The organism is Klebsiella sp. PL-2018 (assembly GCF_019048985.1).
GTDB classification, from domain to species: Bacteria; Pseudomonadota; Gammaproteobacteria; order Enterobacterales; family Enterobacteriaceae; genus Klebsiella; species Klebsiella michiganensis.
The window spans coordinates 3553394-3574812 of sequence record NZ_CP077673.1 but is presented as its reverse complement, the minus strand read 5'-3'; the positions used below and the strand labels follow the sequence as shown (position 1 = coordinate 3574812).

The window sequence follows — 21419 nt, the reverse complement described above, 5'->3', positions numbered from 1 at the left end:
AATGGCGCCATTTCCCGAACGGAGTGGCGTTATGTTATATGAGTTAGTTCTTTCCCTTCGTCAGTGCGTGTACGCTTTGCTCGGCGCAGAACGGACGCTATCCTGGTTTGCGCTGTTGCCGCCGATCGTACTGATCCTGATGATCGTACCGCTTGTGGGCTGCGGCGATAAAAGCGCCGAAAAGCCCGCGTCGGCCCGCCCGGTGCGCTACGTGGTGGTGGGTTCCCCGGCGACGCTTCCCGCTCTGGAAAGAACGGGCGAAATCCACGCGCATGATGAGACGGCCCTGAGCTTTCGTACGGCGGGCAGGATGCTGACGCGCGCGGTGGATGTCGGCGATCGGGTCAACTACGGGCAGCTGCTGGCGACGCTTGAAGAGACCAGCGCGCGAAATCAGCTGGACAGCGCGACGGCTGATGATGAGAGCGCTCGAGCGACCGCCCGGGTCGCCGCGCTGAACGTTAACCGGATGCAGAAGCTCATCGCCACGGGCGCAATCGCCCGCTCTCAGCTGGACAGCGCGCAGGCGGACTGGCTGGTCGCCAGCGCCCGGGTGAAGAGCAGCGAGGCCGCTTTGCGCAACGCCAGGGAAAGCCTGGGCTGGACGCGTCTTACTTCGCCGGGTGAGGGGGTTATCACGGCGGTCAGCGCCTCTCCCGGTCAGGTGGTCAGCGCCGGAGAGACGGTGGTGACGCTGGCGGCGGGTCAGGCGCGCGATGTGGTGTTTGATATCCCGGATCCCGCTAAGGTTGAGGCGCAAAGGGCGGAAGAATTTCAGGTTGCTTTGCTCAGCGATGCCGGGGTGAAGGCCTATGCTGTTTTGCGTGATATTAGCCCACAGGCCGATCCCCAGACCCGGACATGGCGCGTCAGGGCAACGCTCAAGAAACCGCCCGCCGCGATGGCGCTGGGCGCCAGCGTCACGGTAAGGCTGCCGTCATCAGGCTCGACGGGGTACGCCATACCGGCTTCTGCGCTGAGCCGCTGCGGAGATAAACCGGCCGTCTTTGTGATTACCCCGCAGATGCAGGCGCAGCTGCGCGTTGTCGTTCTCGCCAGCTACACGGCTTCTTCCGCGATCATCGCCTCCGGCCTTGTGCCCGGCGATCGGGTTATTACCGCCGGCGTTAGCAAACTGCGCCCGGGCGAAAAAGTCGTCGCCGGAGAGAGGCTGCCGTGAAAATAGCGCCGTCAAAAAATCGCTTTAACCTTTCTGCATGGGCGCTGGAAAACCCGCAAATGGTCAGTTTCTTTATGCTGCTGATTATGGTTATCGGTTCGCTCAGCTATACGCTGCTGCCGCGAAATGAAGATCCGGCTTTCACTATCAAAACGGCGGTAGTCTCGGCGCAATGGCCGGGCGCGTCGGTAACGGATACCACGCATCTGGTGACGGATGTCCTGGAGAAAAAATTACAGGAAACGCCCTGGCTCGATTATATCGAAAGTGAAACCCGAGCCGGGCAAACGGTTATCTATATTAATCTCCGCGATGACACCCCGGCGCACAACGTCCCGGCGATCTGGTACCAGATCCGCAAAAAAATGCAGGATATTGCGCCATCGCTGCCGGAAGGCGCGCAGGGACCGAGCGTGAACGATGAGTTTGACGACACGTACGGCACCATTTACGGATTTATCCCTGACGGATATAGCCTTGAAGAGGTGCGACAGCGGGTGGAGACGATCCGCCGTGAACTGATGTCCGTGCCGGATATCGGCAAAACGGTCCTCCTTGGCGAGCCGCAGGAGCAGATAGTCATCGCTTTTTCGCCCGCCCGGCTGGCCGGTATGGGGCTTACCATTCAGCAGGTTGCGGACGCTCTGAAGGCCCAGAATGCCGTGGTGCCGGCAGGAACCCTGCGCACCGGGCAGGAGAATATCACGCTAAACGTCAGCGGGGCCCTCAGGAGCGAAGCGAGCCTGCGCGCCGTCATCCTGCACATCAACGACCGCTATCTTCCCCTGACCGATATTGCCACGATTGAAAGAAGCGCGGCCGAACCGCCTTCAGCGGCGTTTCGCGTTAACGGACGTCCTGCCGTTGGGTTGGCGATTTCCATGGCGCCGACGGGCAATATGCTGCGCTTTGGCGAGACGCTGAATAACAGAATGCGCGCCATCGGCGCCGGGCTGCCGCACGGCATCGAGATAGTTAAAGTGGCTGACCAGTCGGCGGTGGTCAGCGGCGCCGTAAGCGGGTTTGTCCGGGTACTGGTGGAAGCCGTGCTGATTGTGCTGGCGGTTTCTTTTGTCTCGCTGGGATTAAGGGCCGGGCTGGTGGTGGCCGCGGCGATCCCGCTGGTGCTGGCGTTGACCTTTGCCGGGATGCTGCTGGCAGGCATTGGTCTACAGCGCATCTCTCTCGGGGCCCTGATCGTTGCGCTAGGGCTGCTGGTGGATGATGCCATGATCGCCGTGGAAACCATGGTATCCCGGCTTGAGGCCGGCGATACGCGACGGCAGGCGGCGACGTACGCTTTCCAAACCACGGCATTTCCGATGTTGACCGGTACGCTGGTCATGATTGCCGGGTTTATTCCCGTCGGTTTTGCCTCATCCAGCGCGGGCGAATACTGCTTTTCGCTGTTTGCCGTGGTGCTGATGGCGCTTCTGAATTCATGGGTCGTGGCGATTCTGTTCTCCCCTTTGACCGGAACGTGGCTGCTGCCGGAAAAGCTGAAACATCGTGCCGCAGGCCCGGGCCGCATGGCGCGGGGATATGGACGACTTCTGCGTACGGTGCTGCGCCACCGGCTTGCCACCCTTGGGATTGCGCTGGCCGCGCTGGGACTGTCGGTGTACGGGACCACGTTTATGCAGGGGGAGTTTTTCCCTTCATCTGATCGCCCGGAGCTGCTGGTCAGCCTGACGCTTCCGGCCAATGCTTCGCAGACGGAAACGGAGAAACAAACGGAGAGGCTGGAAAGGGCGCTCGCCGGGAATCGCAATATTGACCATTATTCGACCTATATTGGGGCGGGCGCCATCCGCTTTTATCTGCCGATGGATGTTCTGCTGGATAATGAAAATACGGCGCAGCTGGTGGTGGTGGCGAAAGACCTGGCCGCCCGCGACCGCCTGCGGGAACAGTTAAACACGCTGCTGGCCACGCAATTCAGCGATCTGACCTCGCGCGTTTCGCCTCTGGAGCTAGGGCCTCCGGTGGGCTGGCCGATCAAATACCGGGTCAGCGGGCCTGATTATCTCAAGGTCAGAGAGTATGCCGGGCGTCTGGCCGAGGCGATAGGGCGCTCGCCGTTAACCCGGGAGGTAAATCAGACCGCCGGCGAGCCGGAGAGAACCATCGTCCTGCAGGTGAACCAGACTGCCGCGCGGGCGGCGGGAGTGTCATCGCAGAGTCTGGCGCAGACGCTTAATACCGTCTGGTCAGGCACGACGGTCACATCGCTGAGAGACAATGACCGGCTGGTTGATGTGGTGCTGCGGGCGAACGACAGCGAGCGATTGAATCTTGCCACCCTGTCATCGCTGACGGTTGAGGGGCGCGGTGGAGAAAAAGTTCCCCTCAGCGCGGTGGCCACGCCAACCTGGGGAGTGGACGATCCGGTGCTCTGGCGTCGGCAAAGATTGCCGTTTATCACCGTACAAACCGACCTCGCGCCGGGAATGCGGGCAGAAGGCGTATCGAACGGTCTGCGCCCGACGGTGGATCAACTGCGCGCGGGTTTACCCACCGGTTACAGCATTGTCGAAGGCGGAGTGGTCGCGGAGTCCGAAAAAGGCAACAGCTCGGTATTGAATATTTTACCCGTCACCCTCGGCATTATGCTGTTATTACTGATGCTTCAGCTGCGGCGCTATTCTCGTATGCTGCTGGCTCTGTTCATGGCCCCGTTCGGCTTGCCGGGGATTGTTATGGCCATGCTGCCGGGCGACACGCCAATGGGATTTGTGGCTCTGCTCGGCGTCATCGCGCTGGCGGGGATGATTATCCGCAATGCCGTGATACTTATCACTGAAGTCGACGGCAATCAGGCTCAGGGCATGGAAAGCGATGCCGCTATTATTGCCGCCGCAGAGCACCGGGCCAGGCCGATATTTCTGACCGCCTGCGCCGCGATACTGGGTATGGTCCCCATCTCTCATCAGGTATTCTGGGGACCGATGGCGTATGCCATCATTGGCGGGCTGATTGTCGCGACGCTCGTCACGTTAACCGTGCTGCCGGCGTCCTTTAGCCTGCTGCTGGAGAGGGGAGGATACCGGGAAAAACGTCCCGCCGCTTAATAACACAGGATGGCCGGGGGCGACCCCGGTCGGGGTGCAACAGGCGAAAAAAAAGCCCGTACTTGCGTACGAGCTCTTCTTAAAATATGGCGGTGAGGGGGGGATTCGAACCCCCGATACGTTGCCGTATACACACTTTCCAGGCGTGCTCCTTCAGCCACTCGGACACCTCACCATATTGTTTTGCCGCTCACCTTGGGTGGGCAACGGGGCGCTACTATAGGGAGTTGCGCTAAAACGGTCAAGCAGTATTTATGCTTTCGCTATCGTTCGGTTAAGCAATGAACACTGCCCCGCCGTAGCGCGGCGGGGCAGTCATTTTAACGCTGTGAATCAAGCTGTTCGTTATTCTTCACCACGTCCTGAGCTTTGGCGTAGCTCTCAATCAGCAGCTGGTATGCCGGGAAGACCTTGGTATACACCTCGGCCCACTCAGCGGCATCCGGGCGATTCCAGGTGCGCTGCAGTTCAGAAGCAACCGCTGCGGTATCCATCGGTACGACGCCAGCCTGGACGACGCGGGCGAGGGTGATTTCCTGCGCCATCTTGCTATAGGTACCGGAAGCATCAATGACGGCAAAAACCTTATAGCCATCGGCGACGGCGGCAATGGACGGGAACGCCATGCAGACGCTGGTAATGGTACCGGCGATAATCAGCGTTTTACGCCCGGTTGCTTTTACCGCGGCAACAAATTCCGGGTTATCCCACGCGTTAATCTCTCCTTTACGCGCAATATATTGCGCATGGGGCGCGTTCGCATGAATCTCAGGGATCAGCGGGCCGTTTGGTCCCTGCGGCACTGACGCCGTGGTGATCACCGGGATCCCGGCTAATGAAGCCATCTTCGCCAGCGCGGCGGCGCGCGCCCGCAGCTCCGGCATCGGCATATCACCCACGGTCTGGAACAGACCGCTCTGGTGGTCAATCAGCAGCATGGCGGTATCATTGACATCAATAACCGGACGAGAACCATTAAAGTTAGCTGGGGTAGACATATTATTCACCTCATTCAATATCAGATTTGGCCGAAGCGGCCGCTATTAAAATCACGAACCGCTTCCGCGATTTGTGCTTTGGTATTCATCACAAAGGGGCCATAGCCCACGATCGGCTCCTGCAGCGGTTCACCGGCCATCAGCAGTACTTTTGCGTTGCTACTGGCCGAGAGGTGGAGCGCTTCTCCTTTCTGGCTGAGCACCACCAGCTGACCCTCGCGGGCGCTACCCTCGCCGTTCACCACCACTTCACCTTCCAGAACGACCAGCGCCGTACTCCAGCCGGCAGGCTGATGCAGCGTGATTTCCTGGCTCTGGTTAAGCTGCAGGTCCCAGACGTTAAGCGGAGAAAACGTGTGCGCAGGGCCGACAATATCTTCGTAGCGCCCGGCAATAACCCGCATATGGCCCGCATTATTCGGCAGCTCAACGTCCGGAATCACATCAGCAGTGATGCTCTGGTATCCCGGCTGCGTCATTTTGTCTTTCGCCGGGAGGTTGACCCAGAGCTGAATCATTTTCAGCTCGCCGCCGGTACGGGTAAATTCCGCCGAGTGGAACTCTTCATGCAGGATCCCGGCGCCTGCGGTCATCCACTGCACATCGCCCGGTCCAATGACGCCGCCTCTGCCGGTAGAGTCACGATGTTCAACTTCGCCGGAATAGACCACGGTGACGGTTTCAAATCCGCGATGCGGATGTTCGCCGACGCCGCGTTTGCCTGTCCCCGCCGGGAAGTGATGGGGGCCTGCGTAGTCGAGCAGCAGGAAGGGGCTTAGCTGTTCGCCGTGAGTCTGGTAAGAGAACATTGAGCGAACCGGGAAACCATCGCCTACCCAGTGCTGTGAAGGCGCGGTGTAGATACCTGTAATTTGTTTCATGGCAGTCTCCTGAATAGCTGTTTCTGATGTGAATAAGCATATATTCGCCACTAATAGTCCGCTAGATAGCAAAAATGACCTATACTGTTCTAAAAATGGAACGATGGGGGAAGGATGCAGGATCTCAATGACTTAGCCTGGTTCGTACAGGTGATCGATCACGGTGGTTTTGCCGCGGCGGGCAGGGCGCTCGATCAACCCAAATCCAAGTTGAGCCGTCGTATCGCCCAGCTAGAAGAACGCCTCGGCGTCCGTTTGATTCAACGTACAACCCGGCAGTTTGCGGTAACGGAAGTTGGCCTGACCTTTTATCAGCACTGCAAAGCGATGCTGATCGAGGCGGAAGCGGCAGAACAGGCGGTGGAAACCCTGCGTTCCGAGCCGCGCGGGAGCGTAAAGCTGACCTGCCCGGTAACGCTATTGCATGCGCATATCGGGCCGATGCTGGCACGGTTTATGGTGCGCTATCCGGGCGTGAATCTGCAGCTGGAAGCGACTAACCGACGCGTTGATGTTGTTGGAGAGGGCGTCGACGTCGCGATTCGCGTACGTCCAAGGCCGATAGAAGATAGCGATCTGGTGATGCGTGTTCTGGCCGATCGCGGGCACCGTCTGGTCGCCAGCCCCCGGTTGGCGGAGCGGCAGGGGCAGCCTCAGGTTCCTTCAGCGCTAAGCGATTGGCCGGGGTTAAGCCTCGGGGCGGGCAAGCATCAGCATAAGTGGCAGTTGACCGGCCCGGAGGGGGCAAGGGCGGAAATCTACTTTACTCCCCGGCTGGTCACCACGGATATGCTGGCGCTCCGTGAAGCGGCCATTGCCGGCGTTGGGGTGGTACAGCTTCCTTTATTAATGGTGCGCGATCAGTTGGCCGCCGGAGAGCTGGTGGTTGTCCTCGATGAGTGGCAACCGCGCAGGGAGGTGATCCATGCGGTGTTTGCCTCTCGTCGCGGATTACTCCCCTCGGTCAGGGCGCTGGTGGATTTTCTCAGCGAAGAGTATCAGCGGATGGAAGAGGATTAGCATTTGCCATAATCCCGGCGCTCGGATTACCGGCAATCTGCGGCCCGGTAGCCCGGCTAAGCGCAGCGCAAGCCGGGAAGAAGCCACAGCAATACCGCGTCACGGCATATTCCCCGGGTTGCGGCGTAAACGCCTTACCCGGGCTACGGGCTATCGGCAATCTGCGGTGCTGTAGCCCGGGCAGGCGCATCGCGCAGCCCCCGGGAGAAGAGCATGGAGTAGCAGAATTTCCCGGAGGCGATGCTGCGCATCTGTCCGGGCTACCGGACGGGGTGCTATATACGAAAAAAAGCCCGTACTTGCGTACGAGCTCTTCTTAAAATATGGCGGTGAGGGGGGGATTCGAACCCCCGATACGTTGCCGTATACACACTTTCCAGGCGTGCTCCTTCAGCCACTCGGACACCTCACCATATTGTCTTTCCCGTTGTTGCCGGGACGGGCGCTAATTTAGGGAAATACGTATCTCCCGTCAATCAACTTTTTTAAAAAATCGCGCGTTTAGCCAAACTTCAAGCAACTTGCTCCCTAAATGGGCGAAAATCGATTTTTTTATCGCCATTCCCTTTTTCGCACGCTCGGCGAATGAAATTTGCTATGCTGGCAATCCAATAGAAAACAACGAGTAAAACGCGACGCTAACCTAACCTGCCAGCAGCGTCGGCTATCAGGAGCCTTTATGGATATCATCTTTTACCACCCCACGTTCGACACCCCTTTCTGGATTACGGAACTGGAAAAACAGCTGCCCGGCTCGCGCGTCCGCGAGTGGAAACCCGGAGATAATCAACCCGCTGACTATGCGCTGGTCTGGCATCCGCCGGTAGAAATGCTCCAGGGCCGCCAGCTTAAAGCCGTCTTTGCCCTTGGCGCCGGCGTCGATTCAATCCTCAGCAAACTGCGGGAACACCCGGAAATGCTGCCGCTGTCAACTCCGCTGTTCCGTCTGGAAGACACCGGCATGGGGCTGCAGATGCAAGAATACGCGGTGAGCCAGGTGTTGCACTGGTTCCGTCGTTTTGATGACTATCAGGCATTAAAACAAGAGGCGCGGTGGCAGCCGCTGGAGGAGTATCAGCGTGAAGATTTCACCATTGGCATTATGGGCGCGGGCGTGCTTGGCGCGAAAGTGGCCGAAGCCCTGCAAAGCTGGGGTTTTCCGTTACGCATCTGGAGCCGCAGCCGCAAATCCTGGCCGCAGGTCACCAGCTTTGCCGGAGAAGAGGAGCTGAATGCGTTCCTCAACGGAACACGAGTGCTGATAAACCTGCTGCCCAACACGGCGGAAACCGTTGGAATTATTAATAGCGCGCGCCTGGCGCAGCTGCCGGATAACAGCTACGTGCTGAATCTGGCTCGCGGTGTTCATGTGGTGGAAGACGATCTGCTGGACGCGCTGAATAGCGGCAAGTTGAAAGGCGCGATGCTGGATGTGTACAGCCGCGAACCGCTGCCTGAAGCGAGCCCGCTTTGGCGGCATCCGCGAGTGGCGATGACGCCGCATGTTGCCGCCGTCACCCGGCCTCTGGAAGCCATGGCTTATATCGCCAAAACCATCGGTCAGTTAGAACGAGGTGAAACGGTCAGCGGGCAGGTCGATCGCCAGCTGGGATACTAAGCGACAGCCCCGCGTGAGCGGGGTTTTTGCTGATCACAGGCGCAGATTCCTGCTATTCTTGCCACAAACAGAGAAGGAGATTGTGATGTATCCTGTTGACCTGCACATGCATACCGTCGCCAGCACCCACGCCTACAGTACCCTGCACGATTATATTGCAGAAGCAAAGCGCAAGGGGATCAAACTTTTTGCCATTACCGACCACGGGCCCGATATGGCCGATGCGCCTCACTACTGGCATTTTATTAATATGCGTATCTGGCCGCGGCTGGTAGAGGGCGTTGGTATCCTGCGCGGTATCGAAGCCAATATCAAAAATACCCAGGGCGAAATTGACTGTACCGGCCCGATGCTCAACTCGCTGGACCTGATCATTGCCGGTTTTCACGAGCCGGTGTTTCCTCCAAAGGATAAAGCAACGCATACCGAAGCGATGATCGCCACGATAGCGAGCGGCGCGGTGCATATCATTAGCCATCCGGGTAATCCTAAGTTTCCCGTTGATATCCCGGCCATTGCCGCGGCAGCAGCGAAGCACCACGTGGCGCTGGAAATCAATAACTCATCCTTTGTTTCGTCGCGCATTGGCAGCGAAGATAACTGCCGTGCCGTTGCCGCGGCCGTACGCGATGCCGGCGGCTGGGTTGCGCTGGGCTCGGATTCCCATACGGCATTCACGCTTGGTGAATTTAGCGAATGTCGCAAAATCCTCGATGCTGTTGATTTTCCGGAAGAGCGAATTCTTAACGTGACGCCGCGGCGTCTGCTTAATTTTCTTGAATCGCGTGGGATGCCTGCGATTCCTGAGTTTGCTGAACTTTAATTTGAATAACTGGAATAAATGAATGAACGAGTTTTCAATCCTCTGCCGCGTGCTGGGCTCTCTCTATTATCGTCAGCCGCAGGACCCGCTGCTGGTGCCGCTGTTTACCCTTATTCGCGAAGGGAAGCTGGCAGCGAGCTGGCCGCTGGAGCAGGATGAACTGCTGGAGCGTCTGCAAAAAAGCTGCGATATGCCGTCTCTGGCCGCCGAATACAACGCGCTGTTTGTCGGTGAAGAGTGCCGCGTGGCGCCTTACCGTAGCGCATGGGTAGAAGGCGCTACGGAAGCTGACGTTCGTACTTTCCTCAGCGCGCATGGTGTCCCCACGGGGGAGGGCGCCGCGGATCATTTAGGCTCCTTGCTGCTGGCCGCTTCGTGGCTGGAAGATCACGCGCCGGAAGATGAACGCGACGTTCTGGAAACCCTTTTCGCTGAGTATATTCTGCCGTGGTGCGGCGAGTTCCTGGGCAAAGTTGAAGCCCATGCAACCACGCCGTTCTGGCGCGCCATGGCCCCGCTGACTCGTGAAGCCCTCTCCGCCATGTGGGATGAGCTGCAGGAAGAAAATGAGCAATAAATTGTGATTAAGGTCACAATTTAGTTGCAACAAAACATTCTGAATTTCATTTAGTGTGCTCTGTGTCGCATTTGACGGGCGCGTTTCTGCTATGATACGCGCCATGAACATACTCTTCGCAATCGCATTAACGACGGGCATTCTCTCCGGTATCTGGGGATGGGTGGCGGTCGCATTGGGTCTGCTGAGCTGGGCAGGTTTCCTCGGCTGTACGGCTTACTTTGCCTGTCCGCAAGGTGGGTTAAAAGGGCTGCTTATTTCGACCTGTACGGTCATGAGCGGCGTGGTGTGGGCGCTGGTGATTATTCACGGTAGCGCGCTGGCGCCGCAGCTGGAAGTGGTTAGCTATATCATGACCGGCGTCGTGGCGTTTTTAATGTGTATCCAGGCGCGCCAGCTGATTCTCTCTTTTGTGCCGGGTACTTTTATCGGCGCGTGTGCGACGTTTGCCGCCGGCGGCGACTGGCGTTTAGTTGTGCCTTCACTCGCGCTGGGCCTGGTATTTGGCTATGCCATGAAAAATAGCGGCCTGTGGCTGGCGACCCGGGCGGAGAAAAATAAATCTCTGGCTAATCAAAGTCGCGAATCTTTTTAACCTATCCCACTTTTCATCACCAAAGAGCCCGTCGGGCTCTTTGGCTGTTTTTGCTGCCAGGTATTACCTCATCATAAATCTTCCCGCCATTTTGTTTTTCCTTATATATCCGCAACTTTAACTGTACCGGGAGTTAGTGAATCGATTTTGTTAGCACATTTAAACAAATGATATTTTTTGTTTTTAAATTGTTAATATAATTAAATTGAAGTAAAAAAAATTAACTCGTCGCACTCATGGATGGCTGGTGCTCTTCAGTAGCTATACCGATATGCAGAGGAGTTTTATAATGAAAACAATTAGATATGCTTCGCTTGCAGCCCTGTTTATATTACCCTCGTTTATTAGCCCTGCGATCGCCGAACAGACCGTGGCTGGCGTCGTCCATTTTTACGGACGGGTGGTGGAAGCACCCTGCCAGCTCGATGCAATCAATAATCAGGTTATTATGGATTGCCCGCGGGCGGAGACGATTAAAATTTCCGCTCAGCAGCTTGAGAAAGGGAATATCCGCAACGAAAATATCCGTTCTGCGCAATTACGCTATATTAATCCGCAACGGACCCTCGCCATTCTGGATGTTGATTATCGGTAACCCTCTGCCCCCGGGCTTTCGCCCCGGGGGCTATCGTGCCATATTATCCTCCTGTATTCCTTTCAAGACGTATGCCGACAGGAGGAGAAATGGCTGTTCAACCTGAAGTGGTTCTCGGCGATATTACCAGGCTTGAGGTCGATGTTATCGTCAACGCGGCTAATCCGTCGCTGCTTGGCGGCGGCGGGGTGGACGGGGCGATTCACCGCGCGGCAGGGCCGGAATTGCTGGCTGCCTGCAAAGTTGTGCGGCAACAGCAGGGAGAGTGTCCGCCGGGTCATGCGGTGATTACGGCGGCAGGAAATCTGCCCGCCAGCGCGGTGATTCACGCCGTAGGGCCGGTCTGGCACGGCGGTGACAGACAGGAGGCGGAATTACTGGCTGACGTTTACAAAAATAGCCTGCTGCTGGCCTCGGCAAATAATTACCGATCCATCGCATTTCCTGCTATCAGCACCGGCGTATATGGTTACCCTAAACAGGCCGCCGCGGAGATAGCCGTGCGGACGGTAACTGCCTTTCTCACTCGCTACAATCCGCTGGAGCGCGTTTATTTCGTTTGTTTTGATAGCGAAACCGCCGGCATCTATACCCAATTACTCGAGGCGAGTCGCGCGCAACTCGGCCATCAGAATAAGATATGATAGTTTCCTGCGAAGACGGGAAACTATCATAATGGGAGAGTCATCGGTGACTGAAGGGAAGGTTCTACAAAAACAACGGCTTCGCCGGATGGAAATTGTTGCCGCGGCACAAAAATGTTTCGCGGAAAAGGGCCTGCATGGCGCCTCCGTAGCGGATATTGCGCGTCAGGCTGGCCTTAGCGTAGGCCAGCTATATCGCGTTTTCGCCAGCAAAGAAGAGATCATCGAAGTTATCGTCAGCGAGATCGTGAATGCCAGAGTGGGCGAAATGGTTGCCGGGAATCATGATTTAGCCCGCATGGCTTCAGTTTTAGCCGGCGTGCTCCCCGCGACCGAGTCTACGAAAAACGATAATTATCTGCTGATGGAAATTAACGCCGAGGCGTCCCGAAATCCGCGCCTGCGTGAAATTATGATCCAGGCCGATCGTCGCCTGAAAGAGGAGGGCGGGCGGCTTACCCGCCACTACCATCCTGAGATGACCGCGGAGCAAATTAGCGTCGCCTGCGAATTTATCGCGATATTAACGGAAGGGGCGGCATACCGTTGCGACCTGGCGACGGCTCCGACGGTAGATAAAGCGGCGATGGAGAGCCTGTACCGCGATGTCTTTCAGCTGTTGTTTGCGCAAAAATAGCGCTGCTATGTGCGTTCCACACAGCAGCTCCCTGTTTTAACTGGCGGAAATTTGCGGCTTAGCCGTCTTTTGCTGGAATTTTCCGGAAAAAAGAAAGCGCAACAGCGGTATCCGCAGATGAATTTCATACAGCACCAGTGCAATCCCGACAACAAAAACCAGCCCGGTGATAAATCCAAGGGTATTTGATTGAATGACCGGGGTTATCCATGCCCCGTAGAGCAGGGTCAGAGGGTGGTGCACCAGGTAGATAAATAGCGATGCGTTGACGAAGTAGGTCACCCGCGCGGACTGGAAATTTAACAAACGGTGGCCAAGCGAAAAGACCACGTTGACCATCCATAGCCCCAGCACCATCGTAATCACGTACTCCGTTTCGTACATCCAGCCATCGCCCGAGCCGTACTGCTGATTCAGTCGGTAGGCGATAAATCCCAGTAAAGCCGCCACAAAGCACCACGGCGAGGGAGTCGTGAACATCGTCTTCAGCCGCGCGTTAATAAACGTCTGGGCGCCCAGGATAAAGAAAGGCAGATAGAACAGCGTCTGCATCACGATAAAGTTGAACAGACCGTTGCTGAGAATGGGCGGATAGAGAATAAAAATAGTGCGGCGGATGACCGCGTACAGCACGCCCAGAGCGAGAAAAATCATCGACAGCTGGCCTAATGTGACGGTGTCACCAAAGGTGGGCGCAGCGGCAGAACGCGGTCGCGTCAGCCATTTGAACATCACCACGCCCAGCGACGTCAGGACCACCAGCACCAACAAAAACCACAGATGAGAGATCAGCTCCCAGGCGAGGGTGTTGAACTTGTCATAGCCTGACAGCGTATGCCAGTTATCCGCTTTACCGTTGACGTACTGCAGCATAATAAACTGCGGCAGGGTCAGGAGCGGGATCGCCGTTAACATGGGAATGCCGACGCGCTCAACGCGTACTTTCCACCATTTTTTCAGCGGATAGCGCAGAAAAAGCATGTAGGAAAAATAGCCGGAAATCACAAAGAAGACCTGCATGCGAAAGGCATGGATGAAGTCGTTAAATAACGTCAGCCACCACGAGGGCTCGGCGCTGTTAACATGCCAGCTGTGGCTGGAGTAAATGAGCGAAATGTGAAAAGGGATGCCCAATAGCATCAGCCAGGCGCGGATGCTATCGAAAAAATATTCACGCTGTACCGGAGTATTATTCATACAATATCACTACATTCTCAGACAATTCGTCTTATCACTCAACGTGATAACGTTTAAATTCTCTGCAACCCTACATGAACTCTGGTTAACTGTCTCCAGGATAAGCACGCAAAGTGCAAACGGGGCAGTAACTGTGTATTCCCTGTGCCGCGATGCCGAACAATGCAGGGATTATGTTGTCGGAATGCCTGAGTTTCCATTAAAATAGATCGGATCGATTTAAGCACACAAAGGGGGAAGTGCTTACTTATATGAAACATAAACCACAGATGATGAAAATGCGTTGGTTAAGCGCAGCCGTAATGTTGTCCCTGTGTACTTCATCTGCATGGGCATTCAGCATTGATGACGTCGCAAAAGAGGCACAAACGTTAGCCGGCAAAGGCTTTGAAGCGCCTAAAAGTAACCTGCCCTCTGCCTTCCGCGACATGAAGTATGCGGACTATCAGCAAATTCAGTTTAATCACGACAAAGCCTATTGGAATAATCTGAAAAGCCCGTTCAAGCTCGAGTTTTATCACCAGGGAATGTATTTCGATACGCCGGTCACCATTAATGAAGTGACGGCAACCAGCGTACGTAAAATTAAATATAGCCCGGACTATTTTAATTTTGGCAACGTTCAGCACGATAAAGACACGGTTAAAGACCTCGGTTTTGCGGGCTTTAAGGTTCTGTATCCGATCAACAGCAAAGACAAGAACGATGAGATCGTCAGCATGCTCGGAGCCAGCTATTTCCGCGTGCTCGGTCAGGGCCAGGTATATGGGCTTTCTGCCCGCGGACTGGCTATCGATACCGCGCTGCCGTCCGGAGAAGAGTTCCCGCGCTTCCGTGAGTTCTGGATTGAGCGTCCTAAAGCCACCGATAAACGCCTGACGATTTATGCGCTGCTTGATTCCCCGCGCGCAACCGGCGCCTATCGCTTTGTGATCATGCCCGGTCGCGATACCGTGGTGGACGTGCAGTCTAAGGTCTATCTGCGTGACAAAGTCGGTAAACTGGGCGTGGCGCCGTTAACCAGCATGTTCCTGTTCGGGCCGCATCAGCCGTCTCCGACCACCAACTACCGCCCGGCGCTGCACGACTCCAACGGGCTGTCCATTCTTGCCGGTAACGGTGAGTGGATCTGGCGTCCGCTCAATAACCCGAAACACCTGGCCGTCAGCAGCTACGCAATGGAAAACCCGCAGGGGTTTGGCCTGCTGCAGCGCGGCCGTCAGTTCTCGCGTTTTGAAGACCTCGACGACCGCTACGATCTGCGCCCAAGCGCGTGGATTACGCCGAAAGGTGATTGGGGCAAAGGGAAAATCGAACTGGTCGAGATCCCAACCAACGATGAAACCAACGATAACATCGTCACCTACTGGACGCCGGATCAGCTGCCGGAACCCGGCAAAGAGATGAACTTCAAATACACCATCACTTTCAGCCGTGACGAAGACAAACTGCATGCGCCGGATAACGCTTACGTTATGCAGACCCGCCGTTCTACCGGTGACGTCAAGCAATCGAATCTGATCCGCCAGCCTGATGGCACCATTGCCTTTATTGTCGATTTCACCGGCGCCGAGATGAAAAAGCTGCCCGCAGATACGCCAGTGACTGCCCAGGCCAGCATCGGCGATAACGCTGAAATCGTCGAAAATACCGTGCGCTACAACCCAGTAACGAAAGGCTGGCGTATGATCCTGCGCGTCAAAGTGAAAGATCCTAAGAAAACCACGGATATGCGCGCAGCCCTGGTCAATACCGACCAGACGCTGAGCGAAACCTGGAGCTATCAGCTGCCTGCCAATGAATAAGATAACGAAGTACATCGACGCATTGCCGCTGTCGGATGCAGAAAAACGCGCGTTACCTGACGCAAGTCTGCAGGCCGTACATCAAGCACTGGACGCTGAACATCACGTTTACCACCGCGAAGACGACTCCCCGCTGGGGTCGGTAAAATCGCGGCTGGAGCACAGCTGGCCAGATTCACTGGCCGGTAACCAGCTGGTTAAGGATGACGAAGGGCGCACTCAGCTCAACGCCATGCCGAAAGCAAAACGCTCCTCCATGTTTCCGGACCCCTGGCGGACTAACCCGGTCGGGCGCTTCTGGGATCGGCTGCGCGGACGCGACGTGACGCCGCGCTATCTTTCTCGCCTGAGCCAGGAAGAGCAGGAGAGCGAGCAGAAATGGCGTACCGTCGGCTCTATCCGCCGCTACATTCTTCTGCTGCTGACGCTGGCGCAGACCGTGGTGGCGACGTGGTATATGAAAACCATTTTGCCCTACCAGGGCTGGGCGCTGATTAACCCGGCGGATATGGTGGGGCAGAACCTGTGGATCTCCTTTATGCAGCTGCTGCCCTATGTGCTGCAGTCGGGGATCCTGATCCTGTTCGCCGTGCTTTTTTGCTGGGTCTCAGCGGGATTCTGGACCGCGCTGATGGGCTTCCTGCAGCTGCTCATCGGGCGTGATAAGTACAGTATCTCAGCCTCGACCGTCGGGAATGAGCCGTTGAACCCGGAGCATCGCACGGCGCTGATCATGCCGATCTGCAACGAAGACGTTGACCGCGTATTCGCCGGCCTGCGTGCGACCTGGGAGTCGGTAAAGGCCAGCGGCAACGCCGAGCACTTTGATGTCTATATCCTGAGCGATAGCTACAACCCGGATATCTGCGTGGCAGAGCAAAAGGCGTGGATGGAGCTCATTGCCGAAGTGCAGGGCGAAGGGCAGATCTTCTATCGCCGCCGCCGCCGCCGCGTGAAGCGCAAAAGCGGTAACATTGATGATTTCTGCCGCCGTTGGGGTAGCCAGTATAGTTACATGGTGGTGCTGGATGCCGACTCCGTCATGAGCGGTGAGTGCCTGAGCGGCCTGGTGCGCCTGATGGAAGCGAACCCGAATGCCGGTATCATCCAGTCATCGCCTCGCGCGTCGGGCATGGATACGCTGTATGCTCGCTGTCAGCAATTTGCCACCCGCGTCTACGGCCCGCTGTTTACCGCAGGGCTGCACTTCTGGCAGCTGGGTGAGTCGCACTACTGGGGACACAACGCCATTATCCGGGTGAAACCGTTTATTGAGCACTGTGCCCTCGCGCCGCTGCCGGGTGAGGGTAACTTCGCGGGTTCCATTCTGTCGCACGACTTCGTCGAAGCCGCATTGATGCGTCGCGCCGGATGGGGGGTCTGGATTGCTTACGATCTCCCCGGATCTTATGAAGAGCTGCCGCCGAACCTGCTGGACGAGCTGAAGCGCGATCGCCGCTGGTGTCAGGGGAACCTGATGAACTTCCGCCTGTTCCTGGTTAAAGGGATGCACCCGGTTCACCGCGCGGTGTTCCTGACCGGCGTGATGTCATACCTGTCGGCGCCGCTGTGGTTTATGTTCCTTGCGCTCTCAACTGCCCTGCAGGTGGTGCATGCGTTGACCGAACCGCAGTACTTTCTGCAGCCGCGGCAGCTGTTCCCGGTCTGGCCGCAGTGGCGTCCGGAGCTGGCCATTGCCCTGTTTGCTTCCACCATGGTGCTGCTGTTTCTGCCGAAGCTGCTGAGTATTATCCTGGTGTGGTGTAAAGGGCCAAAAGAGTACGGCGGATTTATCCGCGTGACCCTTTCTCTGCTGCTGGAGGTGCTCTTTTCGGTGCTGCTGGCGCCGGTGCGTATGCTGTTCCATACCGTGTTTGTGGTCAGCGCGTTCCTCGGCTGGGAAGTGGTGTGGAACTCGCCGCAGCGTGATGACGACTCTACCCCGTGGGGCGAAGCGTTTATGCGTCACGGCTCGCAGATGCTGTTGGGTCTGGTCTGGGCGGTGGGCATGGCATGGCTGGATCTGCGCTTCCTGTTCTGGCTGGCGCCGATTGTGGTGTCGCTGATTCTGTCGCCGTTCGTGTCGGCCCTTTCCAGCCGCGCCACCATCGGCCTGCGCACTAAACGCTGGAAGCTGTTCCTGATCCCGGAAGAGTACTCCCCGCCGCAGGTGCTTAAAGATACTGACGCTTACCTGACGCTTAACCGTCAGCGTTCGCTGGACGACGGCTTTATGCATGCGGTATTTAACCCGTCGTTTAACGCGCTGGCAACGGCGATGGCCACCGCGCGCCACCGTCACGGGCATATTCTGGATATCGCTCGCGAACGTCACGTTGAGCAGGCGTTGAACGAGACGCCGGATAAACTAAACCGCGATCGTCGTCTGGTATTGCTGAGCGACCCGGTCACGATGTCACGCTTGCACTATCGCGTGTGGGCCGCGCCGGAGAAATACTCTTCGTGGGTCGGCGCCTATCAGCAGCTGACGTTGAATCCGCTGGCGTTAAAAACGAAGTAAGCCGTACGTTAAGGAAAATACCGGCAATGGTGCCGGTATTTTTTTACCTGAAAATCGAGGTTGTTGATGAGAGTTTTACTGGTTATCGCAATGGCGCTGTTTCTCAGCGGCTGCGGGAGTATTATCAGCCGCACAGTGCCTGGCCAGGGCCATGGAAACCAGTACTATCCCGGCGTTCAGTGGGATGTTCGTGATTCAGCATGGCGCTATATCACTATTCTCGATCTGCCCTTTTCGCTGGTGTTTGATACGCTACTGCTGCCGCTTGACGCCAGCCACGGCCCCTATAACTAATTAGCGTTCATCCCATTCATCGGCGGCAGCCTGGCCCTCCTCGGTATCGAGAGAGGGTTCAAGCTGAAACTCGCCTTCATCCCATTCATGCAGCGTGTTTTCTTCCAGCCACTCCTGGCGAAGCTCAATCTCATCATAATCGCCGTCAAAGACGCTCTGCGCAGCCTGACCGCTGAGGACCGGCAGACATTCGCCCTGTTCATCCTCGTCGGCGAAAAATTCGGCCTGCCAGGCAATATCACCGTCCTGGAGTACGTACTTCTGGATATTTAGCTGCTCAATGCTGGCGCTCTCTTCGTCGCTATCGGGATTATTAGCCAGAAACTCCTCGCGGGCTGCATCGATTGCTTCTTCAAGCGTGGCATAGAACATCGAATCCTTTGGCATGGCTAACCTCCTAAGATGAATAGAAATGAACACGATTCAATCTATAGAAGGCGGTTGGCAATGCGTCAAGGAGGTGAACGCCACACGGACATTAATTTACCGAATGCGTGCCGGAACCCGGATTGTCCGTTGCCCGGGGGCGGCGGGAGCGACCGAGGGTCAGGGTCGAGTAGACCGCATTGAACAGCACCACACCGGCGGTGACTAAAAAGACTGCCCGGAAGCCGTAGTTGGCGGAAACCGATGCGCCGATGAGCGGGCCCGTGACGTTGCCGATATCGCGGAACGACTGGTTATAGCTGAATATTCTGCCCGAGATTTGGCTGGTGGAGTTGTACACCAGCAGCGTTTGCACTGCCGGCAGCAGCGCGCCGTCGGCGGCGCCTAACAGGAAGCGCAGGATCCCCAGCTGCAGCGGCGTCTGGACAAACGACATGGGAATCAGGAGCAGGACAGAAATCACCAGCGCAACGATCAGGATCTTTTCCGGACCGATACGGTCGCCGAGTTTACCGAGGCGAGGGGCGCTAAGCAGGGCGGCAATACCGGGGACTGAAGCTATCATGCCGCTGATAAACGCAATATTACTGACGTTGCCGGCGAGATCGCGCACGTAAAGCGTCAAAATCGGCGCGATGGACCCGGTAGCCACCTGGATAATCAGCGATGTCACGAACAGACTCAGCACCAGCTTCGGATTTTTAAGCGACGTGAAAACGTCTTTCGCGCTGAGCATCTCTTTTTTACTGACGGCGACAAAATTTTCGCGGATGAGAAAAAGGGTAAATAAGAAACAAATAAACAGTACGCCTGCTGTCATAAAGAAGACGGTACGCAATCCCCAGTGATCGGCCAGGAAACCGCCGGCCAGCGGCCCCAGCAGCGCGCCGCTGACCGCCCCGGTAGAGAGAGTCCCCAGCGCCCAGCCGCTCTTATGACGGGGAATTTGCGTCGCTATCAGCGCATTGGCGTTAGGAATAAATCCGCCGAGCAGACCTAACAGCGCGCGCAGGATCAGAAACTGCCAGATATTCTGCGCCAGGCCCATCAGCAGCATGACGATTGCCATACCGAGGGCCGAGCGCAGCAGCATAATTTTGCGCCCTTTGCGGTCCGCGAGACCGCCCCAGAAGGGGGAGGCCACGGCGGAAAATAAAAAGGTAATGCTGAAAACCAGCCCTGACCACATATTGAGGGCGCTATGGCCGGTTACGCCGAGTTGTTCGACGTAGAGCGGGAGGAACGGCATCACCAGGCTAAAGGCGGCGCCGGTTAAAAAGCAGCCGAGCCAGGTGACGGTGAGATTACGTTTCCAGTTAATGGGGGTATCAGCAGAGGGCATAGGATTCCACTGGCCTGCCGCGCAGGTCAAATAATTGAAAATATGAGCCTGCTAATTATGCGCCTGAGAAATGGTTGCCGCAATGGAGGAGAGCTTTTAAAGCTAAAGGAGGGCCCTGAACGGTGGGGCTTACCCCGCATCCGGATTCAGATGCGGAGTCATTGCGCGAGCGCGCGCCGGGAGGCGCTAGTAACGAGAAGGAACGCCTTCAGGACGCGTTTTAAAGCGGCGATGCATCCACATATACTGTTCCGGCGCCATCAATATGCACTTCTCTACCACTTTGTTCATCCAGACGGCGGTAGTCTCCGCATCGTCCAGCGGCGGATCGCACTCCGGCGGCAGGATAATCAGCTCATAGCCTTTACCGTCCGGTTTACGGCGCGGCACGAACGGCACAACGCAGGCTTTAGACATCTTTGCCAGCATCCAGGTGCCCGAGGTGGTCGCGGCCTGGTCAACGGCGAAAAACGGCACAAATACGCTGGCGGCCGGGCCATAGTCGTGATCCGGCGCATACCAGATCACTTCACCCTTTTTCAGCGCGCGGATCATGCCTTTCAGATCCTTACGATCGATCATGTCTTTGTTGGAGCGCAGGCGTCCCCAGGTCTGCAGCCAGTCGATAACCGGGTTATCGTTTGGACGATAAACGCCAATGCCCGGCTCGTTGATACCGAACATGCGCGCGCCCATCTCCAGCGTGAGGAAATGAATGCCAATCAGCAAAATGCCGCGCTTTTGCGCCTGAACATCACGGATATGCTCGACGCCGATGGAGTCAGTCCAGCGCGCAATACGCTTCGTCGGCCAGAACCAGGCCATGCCGGTTTCCATTAACCCCATGCCAACGGATTCAAAGTTTGCCACGACCATGCGGTGACGCTCTTGTTCGCTCTTATCGGGAAAACAGAGCTCCAGATTCCGGTTGGCTATTTTGGCCCGGCGCTTCATTAGCCGCATGGCGAGGCGGCCAAGACCGGTTCCGAGGCGATAAATCAGCGGATAAGGCAGCTGAACAACCAACCAGAGCAGGCCGATCCCGAGCCAAAGCAACCAGTAACGCGGGTGCAGCAACGCTGCGGAAAATTTAGGTAAATGGGTCATCTCATACCTGTTTAATTAAGCAACGTGTTCTATTATCGCATTTTTTTATGCCTCAGCCAAAATACCGGCCGCAGATGGCATTTAATGTTAACGCAAGCAAATATGGGTGAGAAAAATGTAGCGCAAA

General features: G+C 56.6%; 19 protein-coding genes and 2 tRNA genes. 13 read left to right on the top strand and 8 right to left on the bottom strand.

Features of this window, described 5'->3' with window-relative positions; genetic code table 11:
* The first annotated feature begins 31 nt into the window (after positions 1 to 31).
* Entirely contained in the window at positions 32 to 1180 is a 1149-nt protein-coding gene (locus MKleb_RS16670; protein WP_025106259.1) for an efflux RND transporter periplasmic adaptor subunit, read from the top strand.
* Entirely contained in the window at positions 1177 to 4251 is a 3075-nt protein-coding gene (locus MKleb_RS16665; protein WP_025106260.1) for an efflux RND transporter permease subunit, read from the top strand. The genes MKleb_RS16670 and MKleb_RS16665 overlap by 4 nt, the downstream gene beginning before the upstream one ends.
* A gap of 87 nt (positions 4252 to 4338) precedes the next feature.
* On the opposite strand, the gene MKleb_RS16660 is transcribed toward MKleb_RS16665, so the two are convergent.
* From MKleb_RS16660 to MKleb_RS16650, 3 genes are all read right to left on the bottom strand, one after another.
* Positions 4339 to 4426: transfer RNA gene (locus tag MKleb_RS16660), tRNA-Ser, on the bottom strand.
* Positions 4427 to 4571: 145 nt separating this feature from the next.
* A complete protein-coding gene (locus tag MKleb_RS16655; RefSeq protein WP_014228814.1) occupies positions 4572 to 5249 on the bottom strand; it encodes an isochorismatase family protein in 678 nt (225 codons plus the stop codon).
* Positions 5250 to 5269: 20 nt separating this feature from the next.
* On the bottom strand, positions 5270 to 6130 hold the full coding sequence (locus MKleb_RS16650; RefSeq protein ID WP_014228815.1) for a pirin family protein: 861 nt from the start codon (positions 6128 to 6130) through the stop codon (positions 5270 to 5272).
* Between the two features lie 114 nt (positions 6131 to 6244).
* Here MKleb_RS16650 and MKleb_RS16645 point away from each other — a divergent pair, with 114 nt between their 5' ends.
* A complete protein-coding gene (locus MKleb_RS16645; RefSeq protein ID WP_217076009.1) occupies positions 6245 to 7150 on the top strand; it encodes a LysR family transcriptional regulator in 906 nt (301 codons plus the stop codon).
* Between the two features lie 324 nt (positions 7151 to 7474).
* On the opposite strand, the gene MKleb_RS16640 is transcribed toward MKleb_RS16645, so the two are convergent.
* Positions 7475 to 7562 (bottom strand) — tRNA-Ser (locus MKleb_RS16640).
* 267 nt (positions 7563 to 7829) lie between these two features.
* On the opposite strand from MKleb_RS16640, the gene ghrA reads away from it, so the two are divergent.
* The 7 genes from ghrA to MKleb_RS16605 all read left to right on the top strand — a co-directional run bounded on the left by ghrA (position 7830) and on the right by MKleb_RS16605 (position 12639).
* Positions 7830 to 8768 carry a glyoxylate/hydroxypyruvate reductase GhrA gene (ghrA, locus tag MKleb_RS16635; protein ID WP_014838073.1) on the top strand — a complete coding sequence of 313 codons (939 nt, stop codon included), beginning with the start codon at positions 7830 to 7832 and terminating at the stop codon, positions 8766 to 8768.
* An 85-nt stretch (positions 8769 to 8853) separates the two neighbouring features.
* On the top strand, positions 8854 to 9591 hold the full coding sequence (locus tag MKleb_RS16630) for a phosphatase (protein ID WP_025106900.1): 738 nt from the start codon (positions 8854 to 8856) through the stop codon (positions 9589 to 9591).
* A 22-nt stretch (positions 9592 to 9613) separates the two neighbouring features.
* Positions 9614 to 10168 carry a TorD/DmsD family molecular chaperone gene (locus MKleb_RS16625; RefSeq protein WP_217076008.1) on the top strand — a complete coding sequence of 185 codons (555 nt, stop codon included), beginning with the start codon at positions 9614 to 9616 and terminating at the stop codon, positions 10166 to 10168.
* 103 nt (positions 10169 to 10271) lie between these two features.
* A complete protein-coding gene (locus tag MKleb_RS16620) occupies positions 10272 to 10763 on the top strand; it encodes a DUF1097 domain-containing protein (protein ID WP_014228820.1) in 492 nt (163 codons plus the stop codon).
* A 289-nt stretch (positions 10764 to 11052) separates the two neighbouring features.
* A complete protein-coding gene (locus MKleb_RS16615) occupies positions 11053 to 11358 on the top strand; it encodes a type 1 fimbrial protein (RefSeq protein ID WP_014228821.1) in 306 nt (101 codons plus the stop codon).
* 89 nt (positions 11359 to 11447) lie between these two features.
* Complete coding sequence (gene ymdB / locus MKleb_RS16610) at positions 11448 to 12002, top strand: O-acetyl-ADP-ribose deacetylase (RefSeq protein WP_014228822.1); 555 nt, start codon at positions 11448 to 11450, stop codon at positions 12000 to 12002.
* Between the two features lie 46 nt (positions 12003 to 12048).
* On the top strand, positions 12049 to 12639 hold the full coding sequence (locus tag MKleb_RS16605) for a TetR/AcrR family transcriptional regulator (protein ID WP_004849849.1): 591 nt from the start codon (positions 12049 to 12051) through the stop codon (positions 12637 to 12639).
* Between the two features lie 36 nt (positions 12640 to 12675).
* Here MKleb_RS16605 and mdoC read toward each other — a convergent pair whose 3' ends face one another.
* The gene (gene mdoC, locus MKleb_RS16600; protein WP_004849851.1) at positions 12676 to 13836 is read right to left on the bottom strand and encodes a glucans biosynthesis protein MdoC; all 1161 of its coding nucleotides are present in this window, start codon (positions 13834 to 13836) and stop codon (positions 12676 to 12678) included.
* Positions 13837 to 14087: 251 nt separating this feature from the next.
* Here mdoC and mdoG point away from each other — a divergent pair, with 251 nt between their 5' ends.
* The 3 genes from mdoG (at position 14088) to MKleb_RS16585 (ending at position 18456) form a co-directional block, all read left to right on the top strand.
* Positions 14088 to 15641 carry a glucans biosynthesis protein MdoG gene (gene mdoG / locus MKleb_RS16595; protein ID WP_004101027.1) on the top strand — a complete coding sequence of 518 codons (1554 nt, stop codon included), beginning with the start codon at positions 14088 to 14090 and terminating at the stop codon, positions 15639 to 15641.
* The gene (mdoH, locus tag MKleb_RS16590; RefSeq protein WP_025106902.1) at positions 15634 to 18162 is read left to right on the top strand and encodes a glucans biosynthesis glucosyltransferase MdoH; all 2529 of its coding nucleotides are present in this window, start codon (positions 15634 to 15636) and stop codon (positions 18160 to 18162) included. The genes mdoG and mdoH overlap by 8 nt, the downstream gene beginning before the upstream one ends.
* A gap of 66 nt (positions 18163 to 18228) precedes the next feature.
* On the top strand, positions 18229 to 18456 hold the full coding sequence (locus MKleb_RS16585) for a YceK/YidQ family lipoprotein (protein WP_025106903.1): 228 nt from the start codon (positions 18229 to 18231) through the stop codon (positions 18454 to 18456).
* On the opposite strand, the gene MKleb_RS16580 is transcribed toward MKleb_RS16585, so the two are convergent.
* From MKleb_RS16580 to MKleb_RS16570, 3 genes are all read right to left on the bottom strand, one after another.
* The gene (locus MKleb_RS16580; protein ID WP_004137236.1) at positions 18457 to 18843 is read right to left on the bottom strand and encodes a MysB family protein; all 387 of its coding nucleotides are present in this window, start codon (positions 18841 to 18843) and stop codon (positions 18457 to 18459) included.
* 91 nt (positions 18844 to 18934) lie between these two features.
* Positions 18935 to 20185 (bottom strand): multidrug efflux MFS transporter MdtG, encoded by a 1251-nt coding sequence (gene mdtG / locus MKleb_RS16575; RefSeq protein ID WP_014228827.1) that lies wholly within the window; start codon positions 20183 to 20185, stop codon positions 18935 to 18937.
* Between the two features lie 186 nt (positions 20186 to 20371).
* Positions 20372 to 21292 carry a Kdo(2)-lipid IV(A) acyltransferase gene (locus MKleb_RS16570; protein WP_004849864.1) on the bottom strand — a complete coding sequence of 307 codons (921 nt, stop codon included), beginning with the start codon at positions 21290 to 21292 and terminating at the stop codon, positions 20372 to 20374.
* Positions 21293 to 21419 lie beyond the last annotated feature (127 nt).